The organism is Pseudomonas sp. lyk4-R2A-8, assembly GCF_030209095.1.
Classification (GTDB): domain Bacteria; phylum Pseudomonadota; class Gammaproteobacteria; order Pseudomonadales; family Pseudomonadaceae; genus Aquipseudomonas; species Aquipseudomonas quebecensis.
Genome location: NZ_JARVSS010000003.1, coordinates 16,687 through 41,932, shown reverse-complemented (window position 1 = coordinate 41,932; position 25,246 = coordinate 16,687). Strand labels below are relative to the sequence as shown.

Annotated in this window: 27 protein-coding genes and 1 tRNA gene; 14 read left to right on the top strand and 14 right to left on the bottom strand. The window is 61.3% G+C overall.

Going from position 1 to position 25,246, the window contains the following annotated elements:
• Nucleotides 1-129 precede the first annotated feature (129 nt).
• The 8 genes from sctJ (at nucleotide 130) to QRN10_RS03530 (ending at nucleotide 5,474) form a co-directional block, all read left to right on the top strand.
• On the top strand, nucleotides 130-915 hold the full coding sequence (gene sctJ / locus QRN10_RS03565; RefSeq protein ID WP_181079585.1) for a type III secretion system inner membrane ring lipoprotein SctJ: 786 nt from the start codon (nucleotides 130-132) through the stop codon (nucleotides 913-915).
• The gene (locus QRN10_RS03560; RefSeq protein ID WP_285427857.1) at nucleotides 905-1,465 is read left to right on the top strand and encodes a type III secretion protein; all 561 of its coding nucleotides are present in this window, start codon (nucleotides 905-907) and stop codon (nucleotides 1,463-1,465) included. The genes sctJ and QRN10_RS03560 overlap by 11 nt, the downstream gene beginning before the upstream one ends.
• 2 nt (nucleotides 1,466-1,467) lie before the next feature.
• Nucleotides 1,468-2,049, top strand: coding sequence for a type III secretion system stator protein SctL (gene sctL, locus QRN10_RS03555; protein WP_181079583.1), 582 nt, complete (start codon nucleotides 1,468-1,470; stop codon nucleotides 2,047-2,049).
• 100 nt (nucleotides 2,050-2,149) lie between these two features.
• Entirely contained in the window at nucleotides 2,150-2,365 is a 216-nt protein-coding gene (locus QRN10_RS03550) for a hypothetical protein (protein WP_266245891.1), read from the top strand.
• A gap of 4 nt (nucleotides 2,366-2,369) precedes the next feature.
• Entirely contained in the window at nucleotides 2,370-2,762 is a 393-nt protein-coding gene (locus QRN10_RS03545; protein ID WP_181079581.1) for a type III secretion protein, read from the top strand.
• 14 nt (nucleotides 2,763-2,776) lie between these two features.
• On the top strand, nucleotides 2,777-4,912 hold the full coding sequence (gene sctC, locus QRN10_RS03540) for a type III secretion system outer membrane ring subunit SctC (protein WP_285427856.1): 2,136 nt from the start codon (nucleotides 2,777-2,779) through the stop codon (nucleotides 4,910-4,912).
• A complete protein-coding gene (hrpT, locus tag QRN10_RS03535; RefSeq protein ID WP_181079579.1) occupies nucleotides 4,909-5,112 on the top strand; it encodes an HrpT family type III secretion system protein in 204 nt (67 codons plus the stop codon). The genes sctC and hrpT overlap by 4 nt, the downstream gene beginning before the upstream one ends.
• Entirely contained in the window at nucleotides 5,109-5,474 is a 366-nt protein-coding gene (locus QRN10_RS03530) for a transcriptional regulator (RefSeq protein WP_285427855.1), read from the top strand. Before hrpT ends, QRN10_RS03530 begins: the two co-directional genes overlap by 4 nt.
• Here QRN10_RS03530 and sctU read toward each other — a convergent pair whose 3' ends face one another.
• From sctU to sctW, 11 genes are read right to left on the bottom strand one after another with little or no spacing between them, the layout of a single operon-like run.
• A complete protein-coding gene (sctU, locus tag QRN10_RS03525; protein WP_181079577.1) occupies nucleotides 5,475-6,572 on the bottom strand; it encodes a type III secretion system export apparatus subunit SctU in 1,098 nt (365 codons plus the stop codon).
• Nucleotides 6,569-7,357, bottom strand: coding sequence for a type III secretion system export apparatus subunit SctT (gene sctT, locus QRN10_RS03520; protein WP_285427854.1), 789 nt, complete (start codon nucleotides 7,355-7,357; stop codon nucleotides 6,569-6,571). Before sctT ends, sctU begins: the two co-directional genes overlap by 4 nt.
• Before the next feature lie 10 nt (nucleotides 7,358-7,367).
• Complete coding sequence (sctS, locus tag QRN10_RS03515) at nucleotides 7,368-7,631, bottom strand: type III secretion system export apparatus subunit SctS (protein WP_181079575.1); 264 nt, start codon at nucleotides 7,629-7,631, stop codon at nucleotides 7,368-7,370.
• A 7-nt stretch (nucleotides 7,632-7,638) separates the two neighbouring features.
• Nucleotides 7,639-8,292: a type III secretion system export apparatus subunit SctR gene (sctR, locus tag QRN10_RS03510; protein WP_181079574.1), complete on the bottom strand. Its 654-nt coding sequence runs from the start codon at nucleotides 8,290-8,292 to the stop codon at nucleotides 7,639-7,641.
• Nucleotides 8,289-9,302 (bottom strand): FliM/FliN family flagellar motor switch protein, encoded by a 1,014-nt coding sequence (locus tag QRN10_RS03505; protein WP_181079573.1) that lies wholly within the window; start codon nucleotides 9,300-9,302, stop codon nucleotides 8,289-8,291. Before QRN10_RS03505 ends, sctR begins: the two co-directional genes overlap by 4 nt.
• Nucleotides 9,299-9,757 carry a type III secretion system HrpP C-terminal domain-containing protein gene (locus QRN10_RS03500; protein WP_285427852.1) on the bottom strand — a complete coding sequence of 153 codons (459 nt, stop codon included), beginning with the start codon at nucleotides 9,755-9,757 and terminating at the stop codon, nucleotides 9,299-9,301. Before QRN10_RS03500 ends, QRN10_RS03505 begins: the two co-directional genes overlap by 4 nt.
• Nucleotides 9,754-10,182, bottom strand: a complete 429-nt coding sequence (gene sctO / locus QRN10_RS03495; RefSeq protein ID WP_181079571.1) for a type III secretion system stalk subunit SctO — start codon at nucleotides 10,180-10,182, stop codon at nucleotides 9,754-9,756. The genes QRN10_RS03500 and sctO overlap by 4 nt, the downstream gene beginning before the upstream one ends.
• Nucleotides 10,169-11,527: a FliI/YscN family ATPase gene (locus QRN10_RS03490; RefSeq protein ID WP_285427851.1), complete on the bottom strand. Its 1,359-nt coding sequence runs from the start codon at nucleotides 11,525-11,527 to the stop codon at nucleotides 10,169-10,171. Before QRN10_RS03490 ends, sctO begins: the two co-directional genes overlap by 14 nt.
• Entirely contained in the window at nucleotides 11,524-12,423 is a 900-nt protein-coding gene (locus tag QRN10_RS03485; protein WP_181079657.1) for an FHA domain-containing protein, read from the bottom strand. Before QRN10_RS03485 ends, QRN10_RS03490 begins: the two co-directional genes overlap by 4 nt.
• A gap of 34 nt (nucleotides 12,424-12,457) precedes the next feature.
• Nucleotides 12,458-14,551 (bottom strand): type III secretion system export apparatus subunit SctV, encoded by a 2,094-nt coding sequence (sctV, locus tag QRN10_RS03480; RefSeq protein WP_285427850.1) that lies wholly within the window; start codon nucleotides 14,549-14,551, stop codon nucleotides 12,458-12,460.
• Nucleotides 14,548-15,612 (bottom strand): type III secretion system gatekeeper subunit SctW, encoded by a 1,065-nt coding sequence (gene sctW, locus QRN10_RS03475; protein WP_285427848.1) that lies wholly within the window; start codon nucleotides 15,610-15,612, stop codon nucleotides 14,548-14,550. The genes sctV and sctW overlap by 4 nt, the downstream gene beginning before the upstream one ends.
• A gap of 261 nt (nucleotides 15,613-15,873) precedes the next feature.
• Between sctW and QRN10_RS03470 the strand changes: the two genes are divergently transcribed.
• The 4 genes from QRN10_RS03470 (at nucleotide 15,874) to ggt (ending at nucleotide 19,551) form a co-directional block, all read left to right on the top strand.
• The gene (locus tag QRN10_RS03470) at nucleotides 15,874-16,425 is read left to right on the top strand and encodes an RNA polymerase sigma factor (RefSeq protein ID WP_181079567.1); all 552 of its coding nucleotides are present in this window, start codon (nucleotides 15,874-15,876) and stop codon (nucleotides 16,423-16,425) included.
• A gap of 224 nt (nucleotides 16,426-16,649) precedes the next feature.
• Nucleotides 16,650-16,726 (top strand) — tRNA-Met (locus QRN10_RS03465).
• 178 nt (nucleotides 16,727-16,904) lie between these two features.
• The gene (locus QRN10_RS03460; protein WP_181079566.1) at nucleotides 16,905-17,684 is read left to right on the top strand and encodes a PhzF family phenazine biosynthesis protein; all 780 of its coding nucleotides are present in this window, start codon (nucleotides 16,905-16,907) and stop codon (nucleotides 17,682-17,684) included.
• A 37-nt stretch (nucleotides 17,685-17,721) separates the two neighbouring features.
• Nucleotides 17,722-19,551 carry a gamma-glutamyltransferase gene (gene ggt / locus QRN10_RS03455; RefSeq protein WP_285427846.1) on the top strand — a complete coding sequence of 610 codons (1,830 nt, stop codon included), beginning with the start codon at nucleotides 17,722-17,724 and terminating at the stop codon, nucleotides 19,549-19,551.
• Between the two features lie 38 nt (nucleotides 19,552-19,589).
• Here the strand turns inward: ggt and ddlA are convergent, their stop codons facing one another.
• On the bottom strand, nucleotides 19,590-20,684 hold the full coding sequence (gene ddlA / locus QRN10_RS03450) for a D-alanine--D-alanine ligase (protein ID WP_181079564.1): 1,095 nt from the start codon (nucleotides 20,682-20,684) through the stop codon (nucleotides 19,590-19,592).
• Nucleotides 20,685-20,843: 159 nt separating this feature from the next.
• On the opposite strand from ddlA, the gene QRN10_RS03445 reads away from it, so the two are divergent.
• Nucleotides 20,844-21,653: an AraC family transcriptional regulator gene (locus QRN10_RS03445; RefSeq protein WP_181079563.1), complete on the top strand. Its 810-nt coding sequence runs from the start codon at nucleotides 20,844-20,846 to the stop codon at nucleotides 21,651-21,653.
• 15 nt (nucleotides 21,654-21,668) lie between these two features.
• Here QRN10_RS03445 and QRN10_RS03440 read toward each other — a convergent pair whose 3' ends face one another.
• Nucleotides 21,669-22,244: a flavin reductase family protein gene (locus QRN10_RS03440; protein ID WP_253510342.1), complete on the bottom strand. Its 576-nt coding sequence runs from the start codon at nucleotides 22,242-22,244 to the stop codon at nucleotides 21,669-21,671.
• 209 nt (nucleotides 22,245-22,453) lie between these two features.
• Between QRN10_RS03440 and QRN10_RS03435 the strand changes: the two genes are divergently transcribed.
• A complete protein-coding gene (locus QRN10_RS03435; RefSeq protein WP_285427845.1) occupies nucleotides 22,454-23,824 on the top strand; it encodes a GntT/GntP/DsdX family permease in 1,371 nt (456 codons plus the stop codon).
• Between the two features lie 3 nt (nucleotides 23,825-23,827).
• Here the strand turns inward: QRN10_RS03435 and QRN10_RS03430 are convergent, their stop codons facing one another.
• Complete coding sequence (locus tag QRN10_RS03430) at nucleotides 23,828-25,117, bottom strand: MFS transporter (protein WP_181079560.1); 1,290 nt, start codon at nucleotides 25,115-25,117, stop codon at nucleotides 23,828-23,830.
• Between the last annotated feature and the right edge of the window lie 129 nt (nucleotides 25,118-25,246).

The window sequence follows — 25,246 nt, the reverse complement described above, 5'->3', positions numbered from 1 at the left end:
AAACACGAAGAGGCTCGAAAATACCCGAGCCAGCTATCCGACGCAGTACTGCTTCAACATATGTTGACCAAGTGCGTTGGTAAAACCGCTCAGGGCATCGATAAAATCTGCAATCTCCAATAGGTTTAAATGACTCGCACGCTGCTTATCGTATCCACTCTGCCCCTCATACTCTTGCTGACCGCTTGCAGTGAACGTGTCGAGCTTCATACCAAGTTAACTGAGCAAGAAGCCAATGAAGTTGTGGCAGAACTGGCCGACAAACATATCCGCGCCACCAAGGCTCCAACAAAAGACGGTGTTACGGTGGCCGTCGATGCCAACGATATTGCGCGCGCTGTGCGAACACTGGAAGCCGTTGGGCTGCCGCGTGCGACGCGCGCTACGTTAGGCAATACCTTTCGCAAAGAGGGCGTCATTTCAACCCCCTTGGAAGAACGCGCTCGCTACATCTACGCGTTGTCCCAAGAACTGGAAACCACGTTATCGAATATTGATGGGGTTATTGTCGCTCGCGTGCACGTCGTACTGCCCGAGCGCGTCGCGCCGGGAGAACCTATACAGCCTGCGTCCGCGTCCGTGTTTATCAAACATGATCCGCGGCTTGATCCCGATAACATCAACGCCCGTGTACGCAGGATGGTTGCAAGTAGCATTCCCGGCATGACCACAGCGGTCGACAACCCACAAAAAATGACGGTCGTATTTGTGCCGGCCACGGCCTATCTGGAGCAGCAACGCTTGGCCTATTTCGGGCCCTTCCTGGTGCCCGGAAATGACATCGGTTTTTGGCGGGCCAGCGTTACATTCTCGCTGATCGCTGTAGTGCTTATAGGTGCGGCGGGAATATTCTGGCGTAAACGAAAGAAAGCTCAGCCCCTTGACGTGCCTGTTCGCTCCCCAAATGAACAGTAATCTGGCTTGGGCCCAATGGTGGTCGGCACCTTGGTTACAGGCCCACGAGGACTGGAGAGAACTCGATAACTACCCAGCACACCTGGCGCTGCATCGCACCCGGCAGGTGGTAGTGGGCACGTATTACGGCGTTGCGCCCTGCCTGCCTCCCCCACCCGACCCTGTCCTGCTTCAACTGGCAATTGCCTCGGCGGCACAACTTGAACTTGCGCTCGCCTTGATTGGCAGTGTCTGCCGCCCGGCCTGCGCCCAAGCATTGGATGAAGAACTTTATCAGTGGTGTAACAGACTATCCAAAGCGCTGGCGCTTGATATGGCGCAACCTGATGTTGATCCGTTGCAATTGCTGCGCGCCTGGGTTCCTGCCGATACCTGGCAACGAATCAGGCTGCGATTCCCCCGTCAACGCGTTCTGGATCTGGAAGCAGAGATACTGTCGCGCGGCGACTCACAGAGCCGTCTCGATACGCTGTGGCATGCCGTCGTTTGGCGAATAGGGGGAATGTCGAGCAACGATAGCGCTTCGAGTTCAGAGGCGCATGGAGATTAACTATGCTGGTCCGACGTAAAATCAAATCCGTGGAAGGGGCGCCGCCTCTGTCGGGAAGCCTGATCTCTGGCGAAACGCTGGCAAGCTACTCGCAGGCCATTGATGTGGTGGATCAAGCAAAAGCGGAAGCTCGGCAACTGCTGGAAGAAGCCAAAGAACAACGCCAAGAGTTCCTTGAAAAAGCAAGTCTTGAAGTATGGGAGCGTGCCGATGCGCAGTTCAGACGCTGGGAAATCGAGCATCAGGCCTTATGCGATAACCTGGAGCAATACGCCACCTCAGTCGCCAACCAGGCCATTTATCATCTGCTTGAAGAAACACTCGCTCCACAGCGCCTGGCTGCGCTGATCAGGCAACTAATGGCGTGCCATGTTCCGGCGATCAAGGCTACGTTGGCCTGCCATCCGCATGACCTTGAAGCAATCAAGCAGTGCCTTGCCAGCCGTAACAGCACTCACTGGCTACTGCGCCCAGATAATGCCCTTCAACCTCAAACACTGATATTGCATACCGACGAGGGGGACTTCCATATTGATTGGGAGGCGATGATCCACGCGTTCATGGAAAACGATAAAGGCCGTTAACGTCACGCCACACCGTCGTATAAGAAATAAGTGGCCACACATGGAACCAAATCGACATAAAAACCAAAAAATAAAAAATATCCCCCTCAAAGGCCCCCCTATGACCTTTATCGATAGCTATAAAGACAGACTTCTAAGCGATGCGAGACACGCCAAAAGGAATGTCGACTTCGCAGCGGAAAATAACTCTGGATCAGAAGAAGATGTGGCGGCGTTTTACGACCTGATCATGAAATATCGCAAAGCAGAATACGCTATCAATGAACAGACGCGAATTAAATTCATGCTAACCAAATCTGGCCTGGACAGCGTATAGCAAATTGAAAACGTTGATTCGTGAGTACTTGAGAAACAAGAGCGGGGAGTTCCGTTACTTCGAGAATGATGACGAAATCATCTTTCGCTACTGTTCAAGCCGTTTGTTGATAAGTGTTCAACTGTCCACCCGCGCTCCGGATAAAGCACAGTTGATGACGTGGATGCGACTGGGAGAGCCCAGTCTGAATCACTTTCAGGGAGCGCTCGCTCAAGCCCCAACCAGCGGTGCACTTTGGTTGATTCATTGTCTGCCTGAACGGACGGACGAACAGCATCTGAATAGCGGCATCGAAGCCCTGCTCAACCAACGCGATACTTGGCGCGCCACTGCCGCGCGCATGAATGAACGCCCTCCTGAACCGCCCCTCACCTCGCTACGTTCGTTGCTGTACTAATCAGAGAAATGTCTATGTATAACAAGCCCCACAAGCGCAACAGTTTGTGTATCGCCCCGTCCGAATCTTCATGCAGACGAGCCGATTGGCGAAGCCTGATCTTACTGGCCTGCCTGTTGACGCCGGCGCAAAACACCCTTGCCGCCATCCCTCCCGAATGGAAAAACACCGCTTACGCCTATGAAGCCGAACACAAACCTCTGCGCGAAGTACTGGAAGACTTCGCCCAGACCTTCGGCACCCAGCTCCAGGTCGAAGGCCTGCTGGAAGGTAACGTCAACGGCAAGATCCGCGCTAATACCCCGCAGTCGATGCTCGACCGTCTCGGTGTGGAATACCGTTTCCAGTGGTACCTGTACAACAACACCCTCTATATCAGCACGTTGGATCAGCAGGAATCAGCGCGCCTGGAAGTCTCGTCCGAAACCATTGCCGACCTCAAGCAGGCCCTCACCGATATCGGCCTGCTCGACAGCCGTTTCGGCTGGGGTGAGTTGCCCGAAGATGGCGTCGTGCTCGTCTCAGGCCCCCGTCGCTACATCGAGCAGATCAAGCACTTCAGCAGTCAACGCCGCTCTCCGGATGAAAAACAGAGCGTGCTGAGTTATCCACTGAAGTTCGCCAATGCGGCTGACCGCCGCGTGGATTATCGCGGTGAGAAGCTCACCATCCCCGGAGTGACCAGTATTTTGCGCGGGCTGTTGGAGCCGCGCTCCACCTCGACGCTCTCGAGTCTGAGCCAGCGCCCAGCGTCACCCCCCGCGCCGCTCACACCCAACATTCCCCGGTTAGGCAACCCGCTGCTGGGCCAGATGCTCGGAGCCGGTGCAAACCCAGCGCCATTGGACAACGGTGCAACGCTCACTCCACGCGCCCCAGCCCCCACCAGCAGGATTCGCGTCGAAGCCGATGTGCGCAATAACGCGGTGCTGATCTATGACCTGCCGGAACGCCAGGCCATGTATCGCGATCTGATTACTCAACTCGACGTCGCGCGCAAACTGGTGGAAATCGACGCCGTCATCCTGGATATCGAGCGCACGCAGCTGCATGAGTTCGGCGTTACCTGGGGGTTCCAGAACAGCCGGTTCCGCGGTGGCGCCGGCGTGTCACCGGGCGCCTCGTCGCAGCTGTCGATTGAAAACCGCGACCGTTTCTATGCCGACATCCGCGCCCTGGAAGCCAAGGGGCTGGCAACCATGGTGTCCAACCCATCGGTGCTCACCCTGGAAAACCAGCCGGCGGTGATCGACTTCAACCGTACGCAATACCTCACGCCCGGCAGTGAGGTCGCCACCATCCTGCCGGTGACCGTGGGCACCAGCGTCCAGGTCGTGCCACGCGTCATCACCAGCCGTGGCGGGCATCAGATCCATCTGGCGGTGGATATCGAAGACGGTAACTTCGATGACAGCAACTCTAAATCCGGCAACCTCGATGTACGCCGTGGCACGGTCAGTACCCAGGCAGTAATGGCGGAAAAACGCTCGCTGGTGGTCGGTGGTTTCCACGTCACCGAAAGCAGCGACAAGCACAGCAAGGTGCCCCTGCTCGGCGATATTCCCTTACTGGGCAAAGCGTTGTTTTCCTCGACCGAACGGCAGAACAATCGACGTGAACGCCTGTTCATCCTGACCCCGCGGGTCATCGGCGACCAGGCCGACCCGTCACGCTACCTGCCCCAGGCCGATCAGGTTGAGTTGCAGACCGCCCTCGCGCCGTTGGCCAGGCGTTATGCCTCTCATCAACCGGTGATCAAGCGCAGCGATATCATCGGCACCCTGGCGCATCTGGTCAGCGGTGAAGTGCCCAAGGCCTTCAAGGCCGCGCCGATGCCGCTTGGGCTGAATACGCTGTGCAGCACCCGTGACGTGCTCGCGCTGAACACCGAACGCAGCCAATGGTATGCCGGCCCCGACTACAACGTCGCAGTGGTGGTGCTGCGCAACCAGTTCACGCGCAATGTGCGTATCGACGAGAAAGAATGCAGCAACTCGCAGACCCTGGCCGTCAGCGTGTGGCCGCGTGCCTGGCTCAAGCCGGGTGAAGAGGCCGAGGTATTTATCGCCATGCGCCCCGTGGTGAAGGATGAACACCTGAGTGTGCCGCGCCCCTCCTTGATCACTCCTGCTCAAAAGGTTACGCCATGAAACCTCGCCTGCTATGCGCCACCCTGATCGCCACTGCGCTGCTCGTCGCCGGCTGCACCCCCACCTGCAAGGGCGACTCCTGCTCTCGCCCGCAATCGAGCAAGGACACCATGGTGATCTGGTGGCCGCCACAGATGCGCATTGAACCAGGCCCCGCCGGCGAGCGAAAAGACTACCAGACGGTATCACTGGAGCGATGAGCGCGCCGCAAATACCCGGCGCGCTACGCCAGGCGTTTCTGGACAATCTGGTGAGCGGCGCTGCCGCTCACCTGCCGCTCGCTCCCGGTATCAAGGCGTGCGCGCTGCAAGGCGGCAAGCAGCCGGGGCTGGCGTTGTATATCGCGCGCGAGGCTTTGCAACCCGGGCAACTGCAACGGGTGCTGGAGCGACGCTTTGAGTATGCGTCGTTGTACGAGGGCTGCTTCGCCTACCTCGATGCCCAGCACGCTTTGGTGATCTGGCACGCATTGCCCGCGGCGCGTCACACGCTGGACACAGTCCTCAGCCGGATGTTGTCGCTGGCCAACCTCGCCGCCCTGGACTCACCGTCCAACCGCTGATCAGCGCCGCTCCAGCTCCGGCAACTCCAGGGTTTCACGCTTGGCCTCATCATCCAGCTCACGCAGGGTCCGGTAGATCAATGCCACGGCCTGCAAGGTTTCGCGAGGAATGCTTGCACCCAGTTTGTTCTTGTAGAGCGTGCGGGCCAGCCAGACGCATTGGATCACCGGCACTTCGGCGGCCTTCGCCCGGGCGATCAGCTGTCGCGCATCGGCGTCCGTACCTTTGCTGACCAGCAGCGGCAACGGCGTCTTGCCTGGGCGGTAGTACAGGGCCACCGCAAAGTGCGTGGGGTTGACCACCAGCATGTCGGCCTCCTCCAGCTTGGGCAGCTTGACCTTCGGCTCCTCCTGGGCCAGTTGGTACGCCAGTGAGCGGCGCTGGCCTTTGACATGGGGGTCGCCTTCCATGTCCTTGTACTCCTTGACGACCTCGACCTGGGTCATGCGCATGCGTTTGGCGAAAAAGTACTTCTGCAGGCTCAGGTCGATCAGCGCCAGCACCAGCAGCAGCCCGAGACAGGCATGCAGCAAGTGCCTGAACAGTGCGATCAGCGCCAGCAGGTAACTTTGCAGGTCGCTGTTGGCCAGATTGATCAACACCCCCAGCGAAGGCCAGACCACCACGTACACAATCAGGCCAATCAGGAATGCCTTGGCGATGCTCATCAACAGGTTCATCACCGACTGGGCCGAGAACATTTGCTTGAGCTGGCTGACGGGGTTGAGGCGGTTGAAATCGAGCTTCAGGGCCTCCGGGGCGAACAGCAACCCGAACTGCATCCAACTGCTGATCAGCTTTGTGACAATCGCCACGCCAACCATCAGCAGGGCGAACGAGACAAACATCAACAGCCCTTCAACCAGCACTTCTTCCAGCGCTCGTACAAACGGCTGGTTAAAGCGCGACATCGGCAGCGCCATCAATTGCTGGAAGCGCTGCAGGCTGGTCTCGGCGGTGAACAAAGCGATCTCACTGATGGCGGTGAGCACCAGCAACTTGGGAACGTCCTGACTCTGGGCGACCTGCCCCTTCTTGCGCTGGTCGCGCAGTTTCTTGGCTGAAGCGGGGTGCTTTTTTTCGCCCGAATCACTCATGGTGCCGAGGCCCTGAACAGCAGCCCGAGCGAGTGTTTTAACTCGCCAAGCCCGAACATGCGCCCGACCATCAGGTCCTGCAGCAGCGCAAAGTACAACAGCACAACCCCGATACCTGCCAGGCTCTTGACCGGCGGTGCCAGCGTACTCACCTGTAACTGCTGGCTGTAGACCCCCAGTAAGGCGATTCCGAATTCCAGCAACAACAGCACCGCAATGAAGGGCGCGGCGTACAGCATCATATGCATGAAGGTATCGCCAAGCAGGCCGACGAATACACTCGTGCCGTTAGGCGCAGGCAGCGGAAACCACACCGTGGGGGGCCAGATCAGGTAGCTGTCCCAGATCACCTGGGTCAACGCGCCCAACCCCAGGCTGACCATCAGCAGAAAGATCGCCAGCTGCTTGAACAAGTGCCCGATCGGCGTGGCATCCGGCCCCAATGAAGGGTTGAGTTGACCGCCGGCCAGCGCACCGCGCTGGTTGTCCAGCAGTGCCCCTACCGCCTCGAACATCCAGAACGGCATCGACAACAGCACTCCCAGCAATACGCCCAGCGCCAGCTCCTTGAGTACCAACCCGCCGAGCATGAACGCCGAATAATCCTGCCCCTGCAGCGCCGCATGGATAGCCGGCGCGGGCATCAATGCCATGACCATCACAATGGTGTGCCGAGGCATGCCGCGTATGTGCTGAAAACAGAACGCAGCCACCAGGAAGGCACAGGGGTAGATACGCGCCATGCCGATCAACAGGCTGGGCAGGAACTCGAGATAGAACAGCACGGGCGAGGCCTCAGTTCAGGGCCGAACGGCCGATCATGTCGAAGGTCAGGTTGATCAGTTGGATCAACTCCACACCAATCCAACGCCCGGTCACGATCAGCGTGATACCCACCGCCACCAGCTTGATACCGAAGGGCAACGTCTGGTCCTGTATCTGCATCAGCGCCTGCACCAGGGACGTCAGCACACCGACCACCACCGCCACGATCAACGGCGGCGCTGACAGCACCACCACCAGCAACATGCCCTGCTTGAACAGCACGATCGGTTCCATAAGCCACTCAGAGGTAAGAAAGGAACAGGCTGTCGAGCAGCCGCGACCAGCCGGACACCAGCACGAACAGCAGCAGTTTTAGCGGCAGGGAAATGGTCATTGGCGACACCATCTGCATGCCCAGCGCCAGCAGCAGGTTGGAGACGATCAGGTCGATCACGATGAAGGGGATATAGATCAGAAAACCGATCTCGAACCCCGCCTGCAGTTGCGACAGCACGAACGCCGGCACCAGCAGGATCAGGTCTTCACGCTGCACCTCCTGCGCCATTTGCGCAGGCCACAGCCGCGTGGTGTTTTCCAGCAGATGGGTCAACACATCCGGGTCCACGTTGCGCAGCATGAAGGCACGCAATGGCTGGATAGCTTCACTCCCGGTCTGCAAAAACAGTTGCACACTGCTCGTGTCCACGGGTGAAGCCTTGACGTTCTCCGCGATCGCGTACCCCACCGGCGCCATGATAAACAGAGTAGCCGCCAGGGCGATGCCGTTGATGGCCATGCTCGGCGGTACCTGCTGCACGCCGATGGCGTTGCGGGTAATCATCAGCACAATGACAATCTTCAAAAACGATGTGCAAATCACCAACAGCATGGGCAGCAACGCCAATGCCCCGACGAACATCGCCAGAACCAGGGGGTTGACCCCTTCAAATGTCATCGGCCGACCATCACGCGGGACAACTGCAAGCCCAGGCGCCCGTCGACTTCCACCAACTGTCCCTGGCCGATGGTGCGGTCGCCGTAATAGAGACCCGCCATGCCAGGCGCATAACCGGCGATACCCAGTACCGAGCCGGGTGCGAGATTCCGCAGCTCACCCAGTGTCAGATTCAACGTGCCGCAGCGCACGTTCAACGTCATGCTCAACTCGTCGAACGGCTCGTGGCCGAACACATCCACCACGGGTTCATCTTCTCCATAGTTCGAATAATCGGGCGCCGCAAAATGTTCATCCATGGATGTGTCCTCGATAGAAGTAAGGGTCAGGCACAAAGCCCCGCCGGCATCGTCGATGCAGCCATGCAGCCGCTGTTTGCCAACCTGCAGGTAGCCGCTGCCCTGGGCTTGGAAAAAAGTCTGCTCAGGCACCAGCACGTCACCGGTACGCAGGCCGCGCACCTGGGCGATCAGTAGGTGCAAACGCCCAAGGGTCACGGCAATTGCCAGCTGCAATTGCGCCGGCAACGGCTCGGCCACGGCACGCCACGCGCCGGCCTCGCACAACGCCAGAAAGCTGTCAGGCGTCAGCCACACGTAGCTGTCGACCCGAGACGTGCCCAGGGAAACGCAGAGCCGGCAACCAAACCCTTCAGGGCGATCGGTTTCCAGCAAACGCACAGGGCCCAGTAACGCGCTCACCTGAGGGCTCAGGTGATGCTGGAACACTGCCCAGAACCATGAATCCGGATCGTTGCCGGACGGGGCCAATGTCACTGGACAATCGCCCAGCAGACTGAGCACCGGCCCTGCCTGGGCGAGCGCCAGCACGCCACACGCGGTTTCGAAGCAAACGGCCTCGGCCCGTGTGGGCGCGCGTCCGGGCTCCAACCGCAGCTCGCCGTTCTGGTCAGCAACCTGAAACGCCAGGCGCAGTCCGCGCCCCAAACGCCGGCGCGCGGCAACCGTGTCGCCCTTGATCAAGGGCAAGGTCAATGTCGGGACCATCATGCGCCGCCGGCAGCAGGCAGCAGCAGATTGACCGGCAGACCCAGCACGTGTGAAAACCGGTCTTCACAGTGTTGTCGCACACCGCTGAGCCAGCGTGCCGTCGCGTCCTGTTCCGCTTCCAGTTCAACGCTCCAGGCGCTCTGTTCACGGTGCACGCGGGCGTTGATCCGGCCCAGGCGAGGTAAATACAACACTGCCTGCAGGGGCCATTGGGAAGCGGCCTGTATGCGAGGCGCCAATTGTTCGGCGAGGGCCTCAACCATGCCCGCCGCAGCCGATGCCTTGATGCCCGATAAGGACGCCCCAGAACCGCTGTGTTCATCGCTATCGGCAAACAGTTGAGCGAACAGTCGCCCTTGCTCCCAAGCCACTGCGCCCACAGCGCCCGGCTCGCGCTCCTCGCGCGCGTGAAGCGGACGTGGGCGCTCAAGGGGTTTATTCGAAACCTCGCTCATGTCGACTCCTGAGCCAGAAGGCGGGACAACTCCTGGAGTTTTTCCACTTGACGCAGACACTCGGTGACGTGCTTCTGGGCCTGCCCAACGCGGCTTTCCCTGTCGTCCTGCTGGCCTTGCAATTGCGCCAGTTGGCCTTGGTTGCGCCGGGTACTGGCGGATAACGAGCGCTCCTGCGCGCCCCAGGACTTCAAATCCTGCAGGCTCAGCATTCGCCCCTGGTGCTGGCTGAGCAGTTGAGCACTTTGCCGGGTCTCTTCCAGTCGAGTCTGCTCAAGTGCTTCCTCGGCCTGTTGGATATGTGCGAGCAGCGCCTGCCGGGCACGCTTGGCCTCGCGTAACGCCCGCTCGGCCCGGTCGGCACGATGCCGGCGCAGGCGCCGCAATGTATCCACCTCACCGAGCAGCACATCAGAATGGGACATGGGTGGTCAGCTCCTTGAGTTGCTCCAGCGTGTGCGCCATCGGCGTCGGCTCACGCAGGTCCTGGCGCAGGAAACCGTCGACCGCCTGGCGACTGTCCACCGCCAGGTCAGTGAGAGGGTCGCTGCCGGGTTGGTACTCGCCCAGCTTGAGCATCAGTTCGATCTGTTGGTACGCCGACAACAAACGACGCAAGCCGGTGCCGGCCTGGATATCTTCAGGTGCCGCGACGTTGCTCAAAATCCGCGACAGGCTCGCCAGCACATCCACCGCCGGATAGTGCCCGCGTTCGGCCAATTTGCGGGACAGCACGATATGGCCGTCGAGCAGTGAGCGCACTTCATCGGCCACCGGATCGTTCATGGAGTCCTGTTCAATCAGTACCGTGTAGATCGCCGTGATCACGCCATCGCGCGTCAACCCGGCACGCTCCACCAGGCGCGGCAGCAGGCTGTAAACCGACGGTGGCAGGCCTCCGCGCCCCAGAGGTTCGCCGGCGGCCAGGCCGATTTCGCGCTGGGCCCTGGCGAAACGGGTCAGTGAGTCGATCAGCAGCAAGACTCGCCGGCCCTCGCGCCGAAACCCTTCAGCCAGAGCCGTGGCGGTGAACGCCGCGCGGGCGCGTTCCATGCTGGAGCGGTCGGAGGTGGCACACACCAGCACCGCCTTGGCGCGCAGTTGCTCATCGAGTTCATGGTCGAGGAACTCCCGCAGTTCCCGACCCCGCTCACCAATCAGGCCGAACACGATGACATCGCACTCGACGTTGCGCGCAATCTCGGCCAACAACGTGGTCTTGCCGCAGCCGGCACCGGCAAACAGCCCGACGCGCTGCCCTTCGCCGAGGGTCAAAAGGCCGTCGATCGAACGCACGCCGGTGGCCAGTGCGCGATTGATCCGCGGCCGCTCGGTGGGCAGCGGTGCCTCACACAACACGGAGTGGGCGTCCGATGCGCCAGCTTCGGCAAATGCACTGGCGCCCTCGCCGCCGATCGGTCGCCCGAAACCATCCAGCACCTGGCCCAGCAATGCCTGGCTGACCTGCACGCGATGCGAGATGCCCAGGCGCTCTACGCCCGCGCCGACTTGCACGCCTTCGAGGTTGCCCAGGGCACTGAGCACCGCATCCTGATTATCGAAGCCGATGATCTCGGCGAGCATGTAATCGCCGGGGTGCTTTTCCACCTGGCACAGATCACCGATACGCGCCTGGGGCAGCCGACATTGCAGCAGCATACCGTTGACGCGCTGGATTCGACCGCGCATGGTCACTGGCGAAAAATTGGCCAGTGACTGGATCTGCCGCTGCTGCCACGCGTCCAGGCGCGCCTGTAATTGCGTGCTCACCAGCGCACCTCATAACGCTGCGCGCCATCGAAGACCACCTTGCTGTTGTCGATCAGTACCAGGCGCAGCCCATCCACTTCGTCGCCTACAAAGAGTCGGTTGCCCTCCTCCAGCACCACGTGACCGTTGGGCCCTCCTACGATCTGCACAATCCTGAACGGCAGTTGCTCATCGCGCGCTCGCACGCGGCTGATCACCGGCACCGCGCTATCGAACTGCTCACCAAAACGGCTGAGCATGCGCGCCACCAGCTCCACTTCTTCCTGGGAAACGTCGCCGCCGAGTGCGACCTGGCCATTGATCAGTTGCAGGCTGACGCGCTGGCTCAATTCACGCTCGCTGAGCATCTTCAACAACTGCTGGCGCACGTCAAACGGCGAATCGAGTTTGTGTTTCTGGGTCACCGGCGGCATCAAGGAAGCCTGGGCCTCAGGCTCCCCTGTAGAAATCATGCCCACCACCACGATCATGGCCGTAACCGCCAGCACCAGACTGAGCAGGCGCTTTTGCTGCGATGGCGGGATCGACGATAGTTTAAAGCCCGGTGCGGGGTCATCGGCCGGTGACTGCGAGGGTGGCTCGGGCGTGGCGGCCTGGGGCCAGGGCTGGTCGGCCAAGGTGACGCACAACTGCGCCTCCCCCACCCAGAACGGTACGTTCAGCGCCAGGCTTGCGATCTGTGCCAGCATCCGACCGCCGGCGTCCCGCAGCAGCCCCGCCTGCGCCTGCACCGACCAGTTAGCCTTGATAAAACGAAGGTGCGCATGTTGCTCAGCGATCCCCGTACCATGGAGTACCAGGTCGGCATCGGCGTGGGCACCGATGCTCCACTGCTCACCGAACAATGGCAACGCAGCGCCCTGACTCGGTCCGTCAAGCACCCGTAGCTCAAACATCATAGGGCCCTCCACACCGGCCGTGGCCAAGTCGTCATGCCGCCGCACCACGCATCAGCTCGTCCTGGCCCAGGTCAATGCGCCCCAGCACTTTGACCTTGGACGTGCTGCCCAACTCGGCAAACGACAACACGGCTATATGGTTGAACTCTTCCACCAGCAAAGTACGCAAGGGGCTGCGTAAGTCCTGCGCCACCAACAGCACGCTTTTGCTCTTGGCCCTCAAGGTAAAGGCCTGGTTGAGCAGGTTGATCAAGGCTGCGCTGTGTTCATCCTCCAGCGCGAAGAACACCCCGGTCTGTGTCTGGCGCAGGGCTTCACGCAGGATGTTTTCGCTGTGCGGCGACAGCAACCAGGCATGCAGGCCATCGTCTTCGCTGTGCTGGTGGTATATCTGCGCCTTGAGGGCAATGCGCGCGTAGTCGGCCAAGGCCTCCGGTTCCCGCTCGTGCTGGCCGTATTCGATCAGCGACTCGACGATCAGCCGCACAGCCCGCAGCGGCACCCCCTCACTGGCCAGGCGCTGCAGCACCGCCGAAAAGCGTGACAGCGGCATGATGCGTTGCAGTTCCTGCACCAACTCCGGCTGGTTGTGCTCCAGCCAACCGAGGATCGCCTTGCTCTCCTGGATGCCCAGGAACTGCGGCCCGCTGAGCATCATGGCCTGCTTCATGCGGTCGATGATCAACGCCGTGGCGGTGAAGCGCTCCAGCTGCGGATCATCGAGCAACGGGTCATCCGGCGCCAGCCAGAGCCAATTCTGCTCGTCACGCTCCACCAACCCCGGTATGCCACGCCCAGGCTCGACTGTCAGCGCACTGCGCTCAACCGCCAGATGGCTGACCACCGACGCTTTGACCATCGGCACTTCGTGCACACAGAAACGCATTTCATCGGCGGCCAGAGAATCATCCAGCTCGACTTCGAATGGCGGCAGCGTCAGGCCGATATTGGCGACCAATGCGTTACGCGACTGGCGAATCCCGTGAATGAGCTCCGCCACCTGGGGCGTACCGCGCAAGGACGAAGGGAACTGCAGCAGGTAAGGACGCGAAGGATCGAACCCGCGCAAATCCTCGCTGCCGTTCTCCTCGGGGCGAACGGCGTCGGTGGCCTGAGCGGCGGGTTCCGCTTGCCGTCGACGCTGACGCAACAGGTAAAACCCCAAGGCGCCGGTGATCAGCGAGATCAGCATGAAGACTGCGGTCGGCATGCCCGGCACCGCGGCGAATGCGAGCATGCCCACCGACGCGATCACCCAACTCTTGGGTTCGCTGGTCATCTGCCGGGCGATTTCGGCGCCCATGTTGGTCACGCCCCTGCGCCCATCCGGCGCCACGCGGGTGATGATCATGCCGGCCGTCAGCGAAATCAGCAGCGCCGGAATCTGTGCAATCAGGCCATCACCGATGGTCAATACCGAATACAACGCCATGGAATCGGCGGCACTCAAACCGTGCTGGAACATCCCCGTGGAAAAGCCTCCCAGCAAGTTGACCACCACGATGATCAGACCGGCTATGGCATCGCCCTTGACGAACTTCATGGCGCCGTCCATCGCCCCGAACAACTGACTCTCGCGGGACAGTTGCTCGCGCTTGTCGCGCGCTTGCGCGCCGTCAATCAGGCCGGCACGCAGGTCGCTGTCGATGGACATCTGCTTGCCCGGCATGGCATCGAGGCTGAAGCGCGCGGCGACTTCGGCGACCCGCTCGGAGCCCTTGGTGATGACCAGGAAGTTGACCAGGGTCAGGATCAGGAAAATCACCATCCCCACCGCCAGGTTGCCCCCCACCACAAAATTGCCGAAGGCCTCGACGATATCCCCCGCGTCCTGTTCCAGCAGAATCAGGCGCGTCGTCGCGATCGACAGTGCCAGCCGGAACATGGTCGTCAACAGCAGGATTGAAGGAAACGAGGAAAACGCCAAGGGCCCCGGCAGGTAAAGCGCCAGCACGATAAGCAGGCATGAGATGCAGATATTGAGTGCAATCAGGATGTCCACCAGCCAGGTGGGCAGTGGCACGATAAAAATAAACACGATGGCCATGACCACCACCGCGCCCAGCACTTCGGCGCGCTGTGCCACTTTGAGCAATACACGGTTGATGGCCGACAGTGCGGTCACGCCGTGCCCCTCGGCTCACTGATAAACCGTGCGGCTGGGCGTGTCGTACGGTGCAACTCATCCAGCAGCACCAGCAATACATGCAAGGCCTCCTGCCGTGCTCGGCTGTCGGGCCACACCGCCAGGGGCATTTGTTGGAACAACGGATAAAGCGCGTTGAGGCACACCAATTGCTGCTGGGTCGGGCCACCGCCCAGCTCACTCGCCAGGCGCAAGGCCTCGGCGGATGCAATGCCGCCGCCGGCGTAACCCAACAGACGCTGGAGCAAGTCGACGGCGTCGTACTCGACGCACAGGCGTTGGATCATCCCACGGCAGCCGGCCAGCACTGCGCTCAGTTGCCCGCAGCTTTGCAGCCCCAGCAGCAAGGTGCGCAACGCGGCAGTAGGCACCGATGAGACCTGCGCGGCAACATCGTCGGCCAGCGCTTTGCGCATCACCTTGATGCCTTCGTGGAACCGCTCAGCACCGTATACACCCAACAGGGCTTGCATCATCGTTGCCAAGGATTGGCGCCTGACCACACTGGCGTAATACAGAGCACGCAGCGCCTGGCGCTCCTGCGGATCGACACCCGTCGCCTGCAGCGCCGAGGCGATGTTCAGACCGGCCTGAATCTCACCACTGAAACGAACCTCCAGCCTGGCAATGGCATCGCGCGCCAGTGCAGCCTCAGCCGCACGCACTTCGGCATCCGCCTGGGCCGCCACGTACTTGAGCACCACAAAAGCCCGCGCCGGGTCTTGCCCGGTGAGTTCCAACAGTGTTTCAACGGTGGGGTTGTGCAGCAGCTGCATCCTGATCCGACGCGAAATGGATGCCATGGTCGCCTGGGCCGGATGACCCAGCTGATCATAGAGCTGCGCAAGCTGCTCGGCGGGGGGCACACGCACACCCACTTTCCGTTCGGCCAGGGTCCGAAACTGATTACCCACTTCCTGGCTGAACAGCTCAGCCAGCTCGTCAACGCCTTTGCCGGGCACCGGTACCGACGCCGGGGTGACCGCCGGCAGATCCAGGCGTGGGTTCACTTGAATATCGTTATTGGCTTCAATCTTCATGGCAGGCCAGCACAGCAAGAATGTTTCCCTGTGTGGCAAGACCCGCCGCTACGGTTCCATCCAATTCCAGTGTGCGCGCCAATTGAAAAGACTTGCACAGACGCCCCTGCACAGCGTGCCAGCGGTTGCGCAAAATCGACTCAATTCAAGATATTTATCTATATTAATCAACTAGTTATATATGTTTTTTTGCTTGGCACAGGCAGTGCTTAGTGGGTCTGGTCGACACGTTTCGACTGCGTCTACCCAAAGGAAAAAAACATGAATATCCCTATTGAAGCTTTAGCGCACCTCGTTGGCAGCTCGCCTCAATTCATGCATCACCTGACAGACGACGAGCAAAAAAAACTCCGGCGCTTCATCCACAAGCGCGTACTCAACCCCGAAGATGCGGACGATCTGCTGCAATTGACCTACCTGGAAGCCTGGCGCAACCGTGAGCGCTACAGCGGCATAGCCACGCTCAGCACCTGGATGTGCGGCATCGCGCAGAACCTGATACGCAATCACTTCAGGCGCATGTACGCCAAGCCGGCGCACTGCGAATTCGACGAGTCGCTTTCCCACGGCCAGGATGAAAGCAACAACCTGGACTGGGAGTTCGAGGTCAATCGCCGCCTGGAAAAGACCCTGAACGCCATCGATCATTTGCCCACGGAAATGCGTAAGACACTTTACGCCTCGCTGGAAACCGACGGCAGCTATCAGGACACGGCTGACGCGCTGGACATACCCATCGGCACCGTTCGCTCCCGCCTTTCACGGGCACGTGAACAGCTCAAACGCGTGACTCACACTTCGCAACATCCGTAGCCGAGACTCAACGTTGGGCGGCAGGGATATCGCCCAATCGAAGCCTTCGTGTACCGCCTGCCAACCGCGCAAGCTCGACAGCCCCTCTACTGCCGAAAGCCTCCATCCACCTCGCCACTCGTCGCCGAAGCGCGCTGTTTTCGTTAAACAGTTGAAAGCGTAGGTAAAAATTCAAAATAAACGCTTGACGCTTTGGCGTTCTGCGCGAATAATGCGCGCCACTTGGCTACATAGCTCAGTTGGTTAGAGCATAGCATTCATAATGCTGGGGTCCGGGGTTCAAGTCCCTGTGTAGCCACCAAGTACTGAAAAACGGCTTACCGAAAGGTAGGCCGTTTTTTTATGCCCGCCGAAAAGCATGTCCGCCGTGCCCCACGCGGCCGTTGTACATGCGCGTAAAAAAACTCTCCAACTGTATTTTGACGCTCCCTCGACCCACTGTTAGTGTCCAGCCTCCCCCACACACGGAGTGCCCCACGGTGAAATTGGACATCTACCAAGTCGACGCCTTCAGCGAACAGCCTTTCGGCGGCAACCCGGCTGCGGTCTGCCCACTCACCGAGTGGTTGCCGGACGAGCGGCTGCAGGCAATAGCCGCCGAGAACAATCTCTCCGAAACCGCTTACTTCGTACGCCGGGGCGAAGGTTATGAGTTGCGCTGGTTTACCCCTGAAGTCGAAGTGGACCTGTGTGGCCATGCCACGCTCGCGGCGGCGTGGGTGTTGATTCACAAGCTGGCGGACAGGGCCGACGTGCTGCGCTTTGCCACCCGCAGCGGCGAGCTTCGCGTGACACGCAACGGTGATGAGCTGGCGATGGATTTCCCGGCCAAAACGCCACAACCGTGCGAGCCGCCCGCCGGAATGTTCGCCGCGCTGGGCATTGAACATGCCGACGTGTTCAGCACCGACGACTTCATTGTGCTGCTGCAGGATGAAGCCCAGGTGGCGGCGCTGACCCCGGACTTTGCACGGCTCAAGGGCCTGCCCAAGCGCGGAATTGCCGTGACCACGCGCGGTACGCGGTTTGACATTGTGTCGCGCTGGTTCGGACCGAATGTCGGGGTCAATGAAGACCCGGTCACCGGTTCGGCGCACACCTCGTTGGCGCCGTTCTGGGCCGAGCGCCTGGGCAAAACCCACTTGACTGCGGAGCAAGGCGGCGCACGTAAAGGCCAGCTGCACTGCGAACTCAAGGGCGACCGCGTGATTATTTCCGGCAAGGCTGCGCTGTATATGCAAGGCACGATTTACCTGTAGAACAGCCTTGGCCAAAGGACAACGATTACTGCTTACCATGAACGGAGTTCAGCGCGTGTTTTCGATTTCTCGCCGTCAACTGACTGTCATCGCCGCGACCCTGGCGTTGGCAGCCTGCCATAGCTCGGTTAACGAACAGCCTCCGGCTCCGGAGCTGGGCTCGGGCTATCGCACCGGCCTTACCCCCCGTCACGCCGAGCGCCACATGGCCGCCGCCGCCAACCCGCTGGCCGCGCAAGCCGGGCGCGACATGTTGCGCCAGGGCGGCTCGGCGATTGACGCCGCGATTGCAATGCAGGCGGTGTTGACCCTGGTGGAGCCGCAGTCATCGGGGATCGGTGGCGGTGCATTCATCCTGCTGTGGGATGGCGAAAACGTGCACGCGTACGACGGCCGCGAAACCGCACCGGCCGGGGCCTCAGAGCACCTGTTCCTCAGCGCCGACGGCAAGCCGATGGCGTTTCCCGAAGCACAGATCGGTGGCCGCTCGGTCGGTACGCCAGGGGTACTGCGTGCGCTGGAAATGGCGCATAAAAAGACCGGTCATCTGCAGTGGGCCAAATTGTTCGAGCCGGCGATCCGTCTGGCGGAACAAGGCTTCGCGATGTCCCCGCGCTTGCACAGCCTGATTGCCGCCGACCCGTATATCGCCCAATCGCCGGACATGGCGGCGTATTTCCTGAATGCCGACGGCACGCCTAAAGCCACCGGCACCCTGTTGAAGAACCCGGCGCTGGCTCACGTGTTCAAGCGCATCGCCAAGGAAGGGCCGGACGCGCTCTACACCGGGCCGATTGCCGACGAAATCGTGCGCAAGGTCCAGGGCCATCGCAATGCCGGGAGCCTGTCCCAGGCCGACCTGCAAGGCTACGCCGCCAAGGAGCGCGCGCCGCTGTGCAGCGATTACAAACAATGGACAGTCTGCGGCATGCCCCCGCCATCCTCCGGTGGGATTGCCGTGGCACAGATCCTGGGCACGCTGCAGGCGCTGGAAGCCCGCGATCCGCGCCTGGCCATCGCGCCGATGACACCGCTCAAAAGCCCATCGCCCGCCGGGTTGGAACCGACGCCCGAGGCCGTGCACCTGCTCGCCGAGGCCGGGCGCCTGGCATTTGCCGATCGCGCGCTGTATGTGGCCGACGCCGATTTCACACCGGTTCCGGTCGCAGGCCTGATCGCACCGGACTACCTGGCCCGGCGCGCCACCTTGATCGGTGAACGCAGCATGGGAGTGGCCAAGCCCGGTCAACCGGCTGGCCTGCAGGTGGCCTACGCACCGGATCGTTCGCCGCTGCGCATCTCCACCTCGCAGGTGGTGGCGGTGGATGACCTGGGCGGCGCGGTGTCGATGACCACCACGGTGGAAGCCGCGTTTGGCTCCCACCTGATGGTCCAGGGCTTTTTGCTCAACAACCAGATGACCGACTTTTCGTTCATCCCCGAAGAAAATGGCCAGCCCGTCGCCAACCGCGTGCAACCCGGCAAACGGCCACGTTCGGCCATGGCACCGACATTGGTATTCGACCGCCGCAGCGGTGAGCTGCTGGCCACTGTGGGCTCTCCGGGAGGCTCGCAAATCATCGAATACGTGAGCAAGTCGCTGGTGGCCCTGCTCGACTGGAAACTCGATCCGCAGGCGGCGATCAACCTGCCTAACTTCGGCAGTCGCAATGGCGCAACCGAGCTGGAGGCGGGCCTGGTCAGCCCGGCGCTCAAACAGACGCTGAAAGACAAGGGCCACACGCTGAGCGAGATCGAGATGACCAGCGGCGTACAGGCCATCGTCCGCACGCGGGACGCGCAAGGCAAGGTATCGCTGAACGGCGGCGCCGACCCTCGGCGCGAAGGCGAAGCGCTGGGTGACTGACTGGAAGGGGGCAAGCCCGTTCACCACAACACGCTCACTCAGCGGCTGATCTTCAGCCCCTTGCGCGCCGCGTGCCGCTCCATCGCCAGTTCGATCAGGCGGGTGACCAGCTCGCTGTAGCTCATCCCCGCGGCCTGCCATAGCTTGGGGTACATGCTGATGCGGGTGAAGCCGGGCAGCGAGTTGATTTCGTTGATCAATACCTCGCCATTGTCAGTGAGGAACACATCGACACGCGCCAGCCCGGAGCAGCCCAACACTTCAAACGCCTGCACTGCCAGGTGGCGAATGCGTTCGCTGGCGTCATGACTGATCGCGGCCGGCACCACCACCTGGGCAGCCTGGTCGTCGATGTATTTGCTGTCGTAGGAATAGAACCCGCTGCTCACCACGATCTCGCCGCAACCGCTGGCGATGGGGTTGTCGTTGCCCAATACCGCACATTCGATTTCACGACCCTGAACAGCAGACTCCACCAGCACCTTCTCATCGAAACCCAGCGCCAGTTCAACGGCGGCACGGTACTCGGCTTCGCTGCCGACCTTGCTCACGCCCACTGAAGATCCCTGGTTGGCCGGTTTGACGAACAGCGGCAGGCCCAGCGTATTCGCCGCCTTCTCAAACGAAGTGCGGGCCGCATTGCCACGGGTGAGCGTCAAAAACGGAGTGACGGCGATACCGGCGTCACGCAGCAGGCGCTTGCTGATGTCCTTGTCCATGCAAATCGCCGAGCCCAGCACGTCGGAACCGACAAACGGCAGGTCGGCCATGCGCAGCAAGCCTTGCAGGCACCCGTCTTCCCCAAGGGTGCCGTGGACGATGGGAAAGATCACGTCGATATGTTCCAGCACGCCTTGGCCGGAAGTCTCCACGACCTGGCGATTGGCTTTGCCCGGCACGACCGCCAGTTCGCGATTGGATTGGTTGAGGGCGATCAAGGCTGGGTTTTCCTGATTAAGCAGGAAGTTGGAGGTGTCGTTGAGGTGCCAGTGACCGGCCTTGTCGATGCCAATCAGGATCGGTTCGAAGCGCGTACGGTCGAGGGCATCGACGATGTTGCGCGCCGACTGCAACGACACTTCATGCTCAGCCGAACGGCCACCGAAAATAATACCTACCCGCACCTTGCCCATGACTCGACCTCATTGTTGAACGTAGGGCTTCTTACCATGGGCGGTCAGCGCTTGCCAAACGCGCCGGTAGCCAGCGGCTGCACGATCGTACAAGACCCCGCAGACAGCGCGCCCCACACTGAGTTACCGTGTTTCCACCTCTTCCTGTGACAAGTCACCATGGGCAATTCGACCACCCCGCTCGATTGGCTGCACCGTGCGCCGCACGCCAGCGGCCTGGACCGTATCGAGGCGTACTTTGCAGGTTTCGCCTTCGACCCGCATCGCCACGACACTTACGCCATCGGGCGTACGTTGTTCGGCGTGCAGAGTTTTCATTACCGGGGCGGCATGATCCACAGCCTGCCCGGCACGACCATGGTGATTCATCCCGATGAGGTGCACGACGGCCGCGCCGGGAGCGAGGAAGGCTTCAAGTACCGCATGATTTATGTGGAACCGGCGTTGATTCAGCAGATCCTCGGCGGCAGGCCGTTGCCGTTCGTGCCCGCGGGACTGTCCACCGATCCGCGGCTGTTCCGCGCCAGCGAAGTGCTGTTGCAGAACCTGGATTGCCCGGTCGACCCGTTGCAGGAACAGGATGCGTTGTTCGACCTGGCCCAGGCGTTGAGCGCTGCGTCAGGAGCGGTCGTCAGCCGCAAGACGTTCGACTACCTGGCCGCCGAGCGGGCACGGGAATTTATCCACAGTGCCCTGGGCCGCAGCATCACACTCGATGACATGGCCGAGCACGCAGGGCGAGACCGCTGGGGCTTGTCGCGGGATTTTCGCCTGCTGTTCGGCACCAGCCCCTACCGTTACCTGACCATGCGCCGCCTGGACCTGGTGCGCAGCCTCCTGGCCCAGGGCCAATCTCTGGTAGATGCGGCGCTCACCGCCGGCTTCACCGACCAGAGCCATATGACCCGGCAATTTCGCAGCACCTACGGCATGCCGCCGTCGCGCTGGGTGAAGATGCTGGGACGTTGAATGCGTTGGCCAGGCTTACAACTGGCGCCCATCGATCGGCTGGCCGATGCTCAGGAAATGCCCGCCCGCCACGTGGTGCAAGGTGCGCAATGGGTCGTGCCCCTCGAAGTGCCAGCGCCCGTCACTGAAGACACGCTCATCGGCGTAGGCGGCGACCACTTCACCGAGGAACAGGTCGTAGGTTTGCTGGTTATGCGGCTCGGGCAGCAGGCGGCACTCCAACCACGCCACGCACCCCTCCAGCAACGGTGCGTCGGTGTGTTCACCGTTGAACGTGCGCAAGCCATAGGCGGCGAATTTGTCGAGGTCGCGGCCACTGATGGTACCGACGGTCTGCACCAGGTCGGCCTGGGCCGCACACGGCACCTGCAGCACAAAGGTGCCGGCGCCTTCCAGCAGTTCGCGGGTCCAGGTGGATTTGTCCAACACCACCGCGACCTTCGGCGGTTCGAAATCCATCGGCATGGCCCAGGCGGCAGCCATGATAGTGCGCTGGCCTTCATGAGCGGCGCTCACCAGCACGGTCGGGCCGTGATTGAGCAAGCGGTAGGCCTTGGGCAGCGGGACAGGACGGCAGTGTTCGGGGCTCATGCAGGGTGGCTCTTCAAGCGAAAAAACCTACGATACCTCAAGCACAAGCTCCCCGGGTAAGGTCCGCCGTGAGTGGCCAAGCCCTCGGAACATGAAAAAAATCGCCAACACAACGGATCTATAGGGGGGCAACGTCCGATCAGGTATCCTTTTGGCGCAGGAAACAAAAAGAAACAATTATCCTAACCTGTTCGATAAGGAGTCCCGCTTTGGCGTTATCGACTGCTGCGTGGATGGTGCACGACACCCGCCTGATGTTTTGCGTACTACTGGCCATCGCCAGCATCATCGTGCTGATCAGCGCGACCAAACTACCGCCATTTCTGTCGATTTTGATCGGCACCTTTATCGCTGGGGTTGGTGCAGGCCTGCCGCCGGAAGACGTGCCCAAGGCCTTCAGCAAAGGCGCCGGGGCGATCCTTGGCGAGGCCGGGATCATCATTGCCCTGGGTTCGATGCTAGGCGCGCTGATGGCCGAGTCCGGTGCGGCCGATCGCATCGCCACCACCCTGCTGGGGCTGGGCAAGGGCAAGTCGCTGCCGTGGGTCATGGCCTTGGTGGCGATGGTGATCGGCTTGCCGCTGTTCTTTGAAGTGGGCCTGGTGATGATGGTGCCGATCATCTTCGTCATGGCCAAGCGCTCGAACCAGCCACTGCTGAAAATCGCCATCCCGGCGCTGGCGGGCATGACCACGTTGCACGCGTTGATGCCGCCGCACCCAGGGCCGCTGATTGCGGTGGGCGCGCTTCACGCCGACCTGGGCCTGACCATGTTGCTGGGCTTTAGCCTGGCGGTGCCGGCGGTGATACTGGCCGGGCCGATCTATGGCAACTGGCTGTCCAAGCGCCTGCATGTGGATGAGCCGGCCGACATCGGCGCGCTGTTCAGCGCGCCGCCCAAGGCACCGCGCCAGCCGACCTTCGGCGTGTCGTTGCTGATCATTCTGTTGCCGGTGATTCTGATGCTCGGCAGCACCTTGGCCAAAGTCGCATTGCCCGCCGAAAGCAGTGTGGGCATGACGCTCAAGTTCCTCGGCGAACCGCTGATCGCCCTCGGCCTGGCGGTAATCGCTGCGGTGATCTGCCTGGGCTGGGCGGCCGGCATGCCACGCGCCGAGGTCGGCAATACCCTGCGCAAGGCACTCGCGCCGATTGCGGTGTTGCTGTTGACCATCGGAGCCGGCGGCGGCCTCAAGCAAACCCTGCTCGACGCCGGCGTCAGCCAGACCATCAGCAAGGTCGCCGAAGGCGCGCACATGCCGTATCTGCTGCTGGCCTGGCTGATCGCCGTGGCGTTGCGGCAGGCCACGGGTTCGGCCACCGTCGCCACCACCACAACGGCGGGCATCCTGGCGCCGATGATGGCGGGCCTGGCGGCGACACAAAGCTCACTGGTGGCCCTGGCGATCGGCGCCGGCTCGGTGTTCTTCTGCCACGTCAACGATGCCGGGTTCTGGATGGTGCGTGAGTATTTCGGGCTGCAGCTCAAGCAGACCATTTGGGTCTGGTCGGTACTGCAGACCATTGTGTCCGTGGTCGGCCTGGTCGGTACGTTGCTGCTCTGGCACTTCCTGACCTGACCCTCAGGCCATCAAAGCGTGGCGCTTGCCAAACAGCGCCACACTGCCCACCCCCACCGCGCCCATCACCACGCAGTAGCCCACACAGATCCACGGACTGGCGGGCATGAGTGCGATCAGCATCAGCGGCGTGGTGCTGGCCCACAGCGCGTAGGCGATGTTGTACGTGAAGGAAATCCCCGACACCCTCACCGCCGGCGGAAACAGGCCGACCATCACCGAGGGCACGGCGCCCACCACACCGCAGCTCAAGCCCGCAACGGCATACGCGGCGCCGAGCCACGCACCACCGCCGATCAGGCTGGCGTACAACAGCGCAATCCCCACCGGCAGCAACAGGCTGTAGACCAGCACCGCGCGCCAGGCACCGATGCGGTCCACCAGCAGGCCGGCGAGCACACAGCCGATGTTGAGAAAGACGATGCCCAGCGCGCTCAAGGCGAAGGTGTGACTGGGGCTCATGCCGAAGGTTTTCTGCATCATGGTCGGGGTAATGACCACCAGCACCACCACGGCCGAGGTGAGCACGCAGGTGAGGATCATCGCCGGCAGCAACACCGCGCGATGGTCGCGCAATACGGTGCGCAGCGGCAGTTCGGCGGCAGCCTGTCGGCGCGCCTGCATTTGCATGAAGACCGGGGTTTCACTGAGCCAGCGGCGCAGCCACACGCCGATCACCCCGAACACACCACCGAGCAGGAAAGGAAACCGCCAGGCGTAGTCGAGGATCTCAGCGGGCGTAAAGACTTGCGCCAGCAGCGTTGCGGTCAGAGCGCCAAGCAAGTAACCGAAGGTCAGCCCGGCCTGTAGGAAACCGAGCGCGTAACCGCGATGGTTGCGCGGCGCATGCTCGGCAACGAAGGTCCAGGCACTGGGCACTTCACCGCCCACCGCCGCGCCTTGCAGCACCCGCAGCGCCAACAGGATCAGCGGTGCGAAATAACCGATCTGGGCGTAGGTGGGCATGATCCCGATCAGCAGGCAGGGCAAGGCCATCATCAGGATGCTCAGGCTGAATACGCGTTTGCGTCCCAGGTGATCGGCAAAATGCGCCATCAGGATGCCGCCCAACGGGCGCGCCAGGTAGCCGGTGACAAAGATGCCGAAGCTTTGCAGCAGGCGCAGCCACTCGGGCATTTGCGGCGGGAAGAACAGTTGGCTGAGGGTCAGCGCGAAAAACACAAAGATGATGAAGTCATAGATTTCCAAGGCACCGCCCAAGGCAGCCAGGCCCAGGGTTTTGTAGTCGGAGCGGGAAAAGCGCTGCGCCTGTGCGACAGAGGTGGCAGTCATGGAGTGGCTCGGCAGACAAACAAAATGGCGTGCAGGTTATGAGCTGAACCGGATCATGGCAATCGCGGCAGATATATTTGTTTTCCTCATGGATCGATGAAGATAACTGCATTCCCATATGAATGGCCG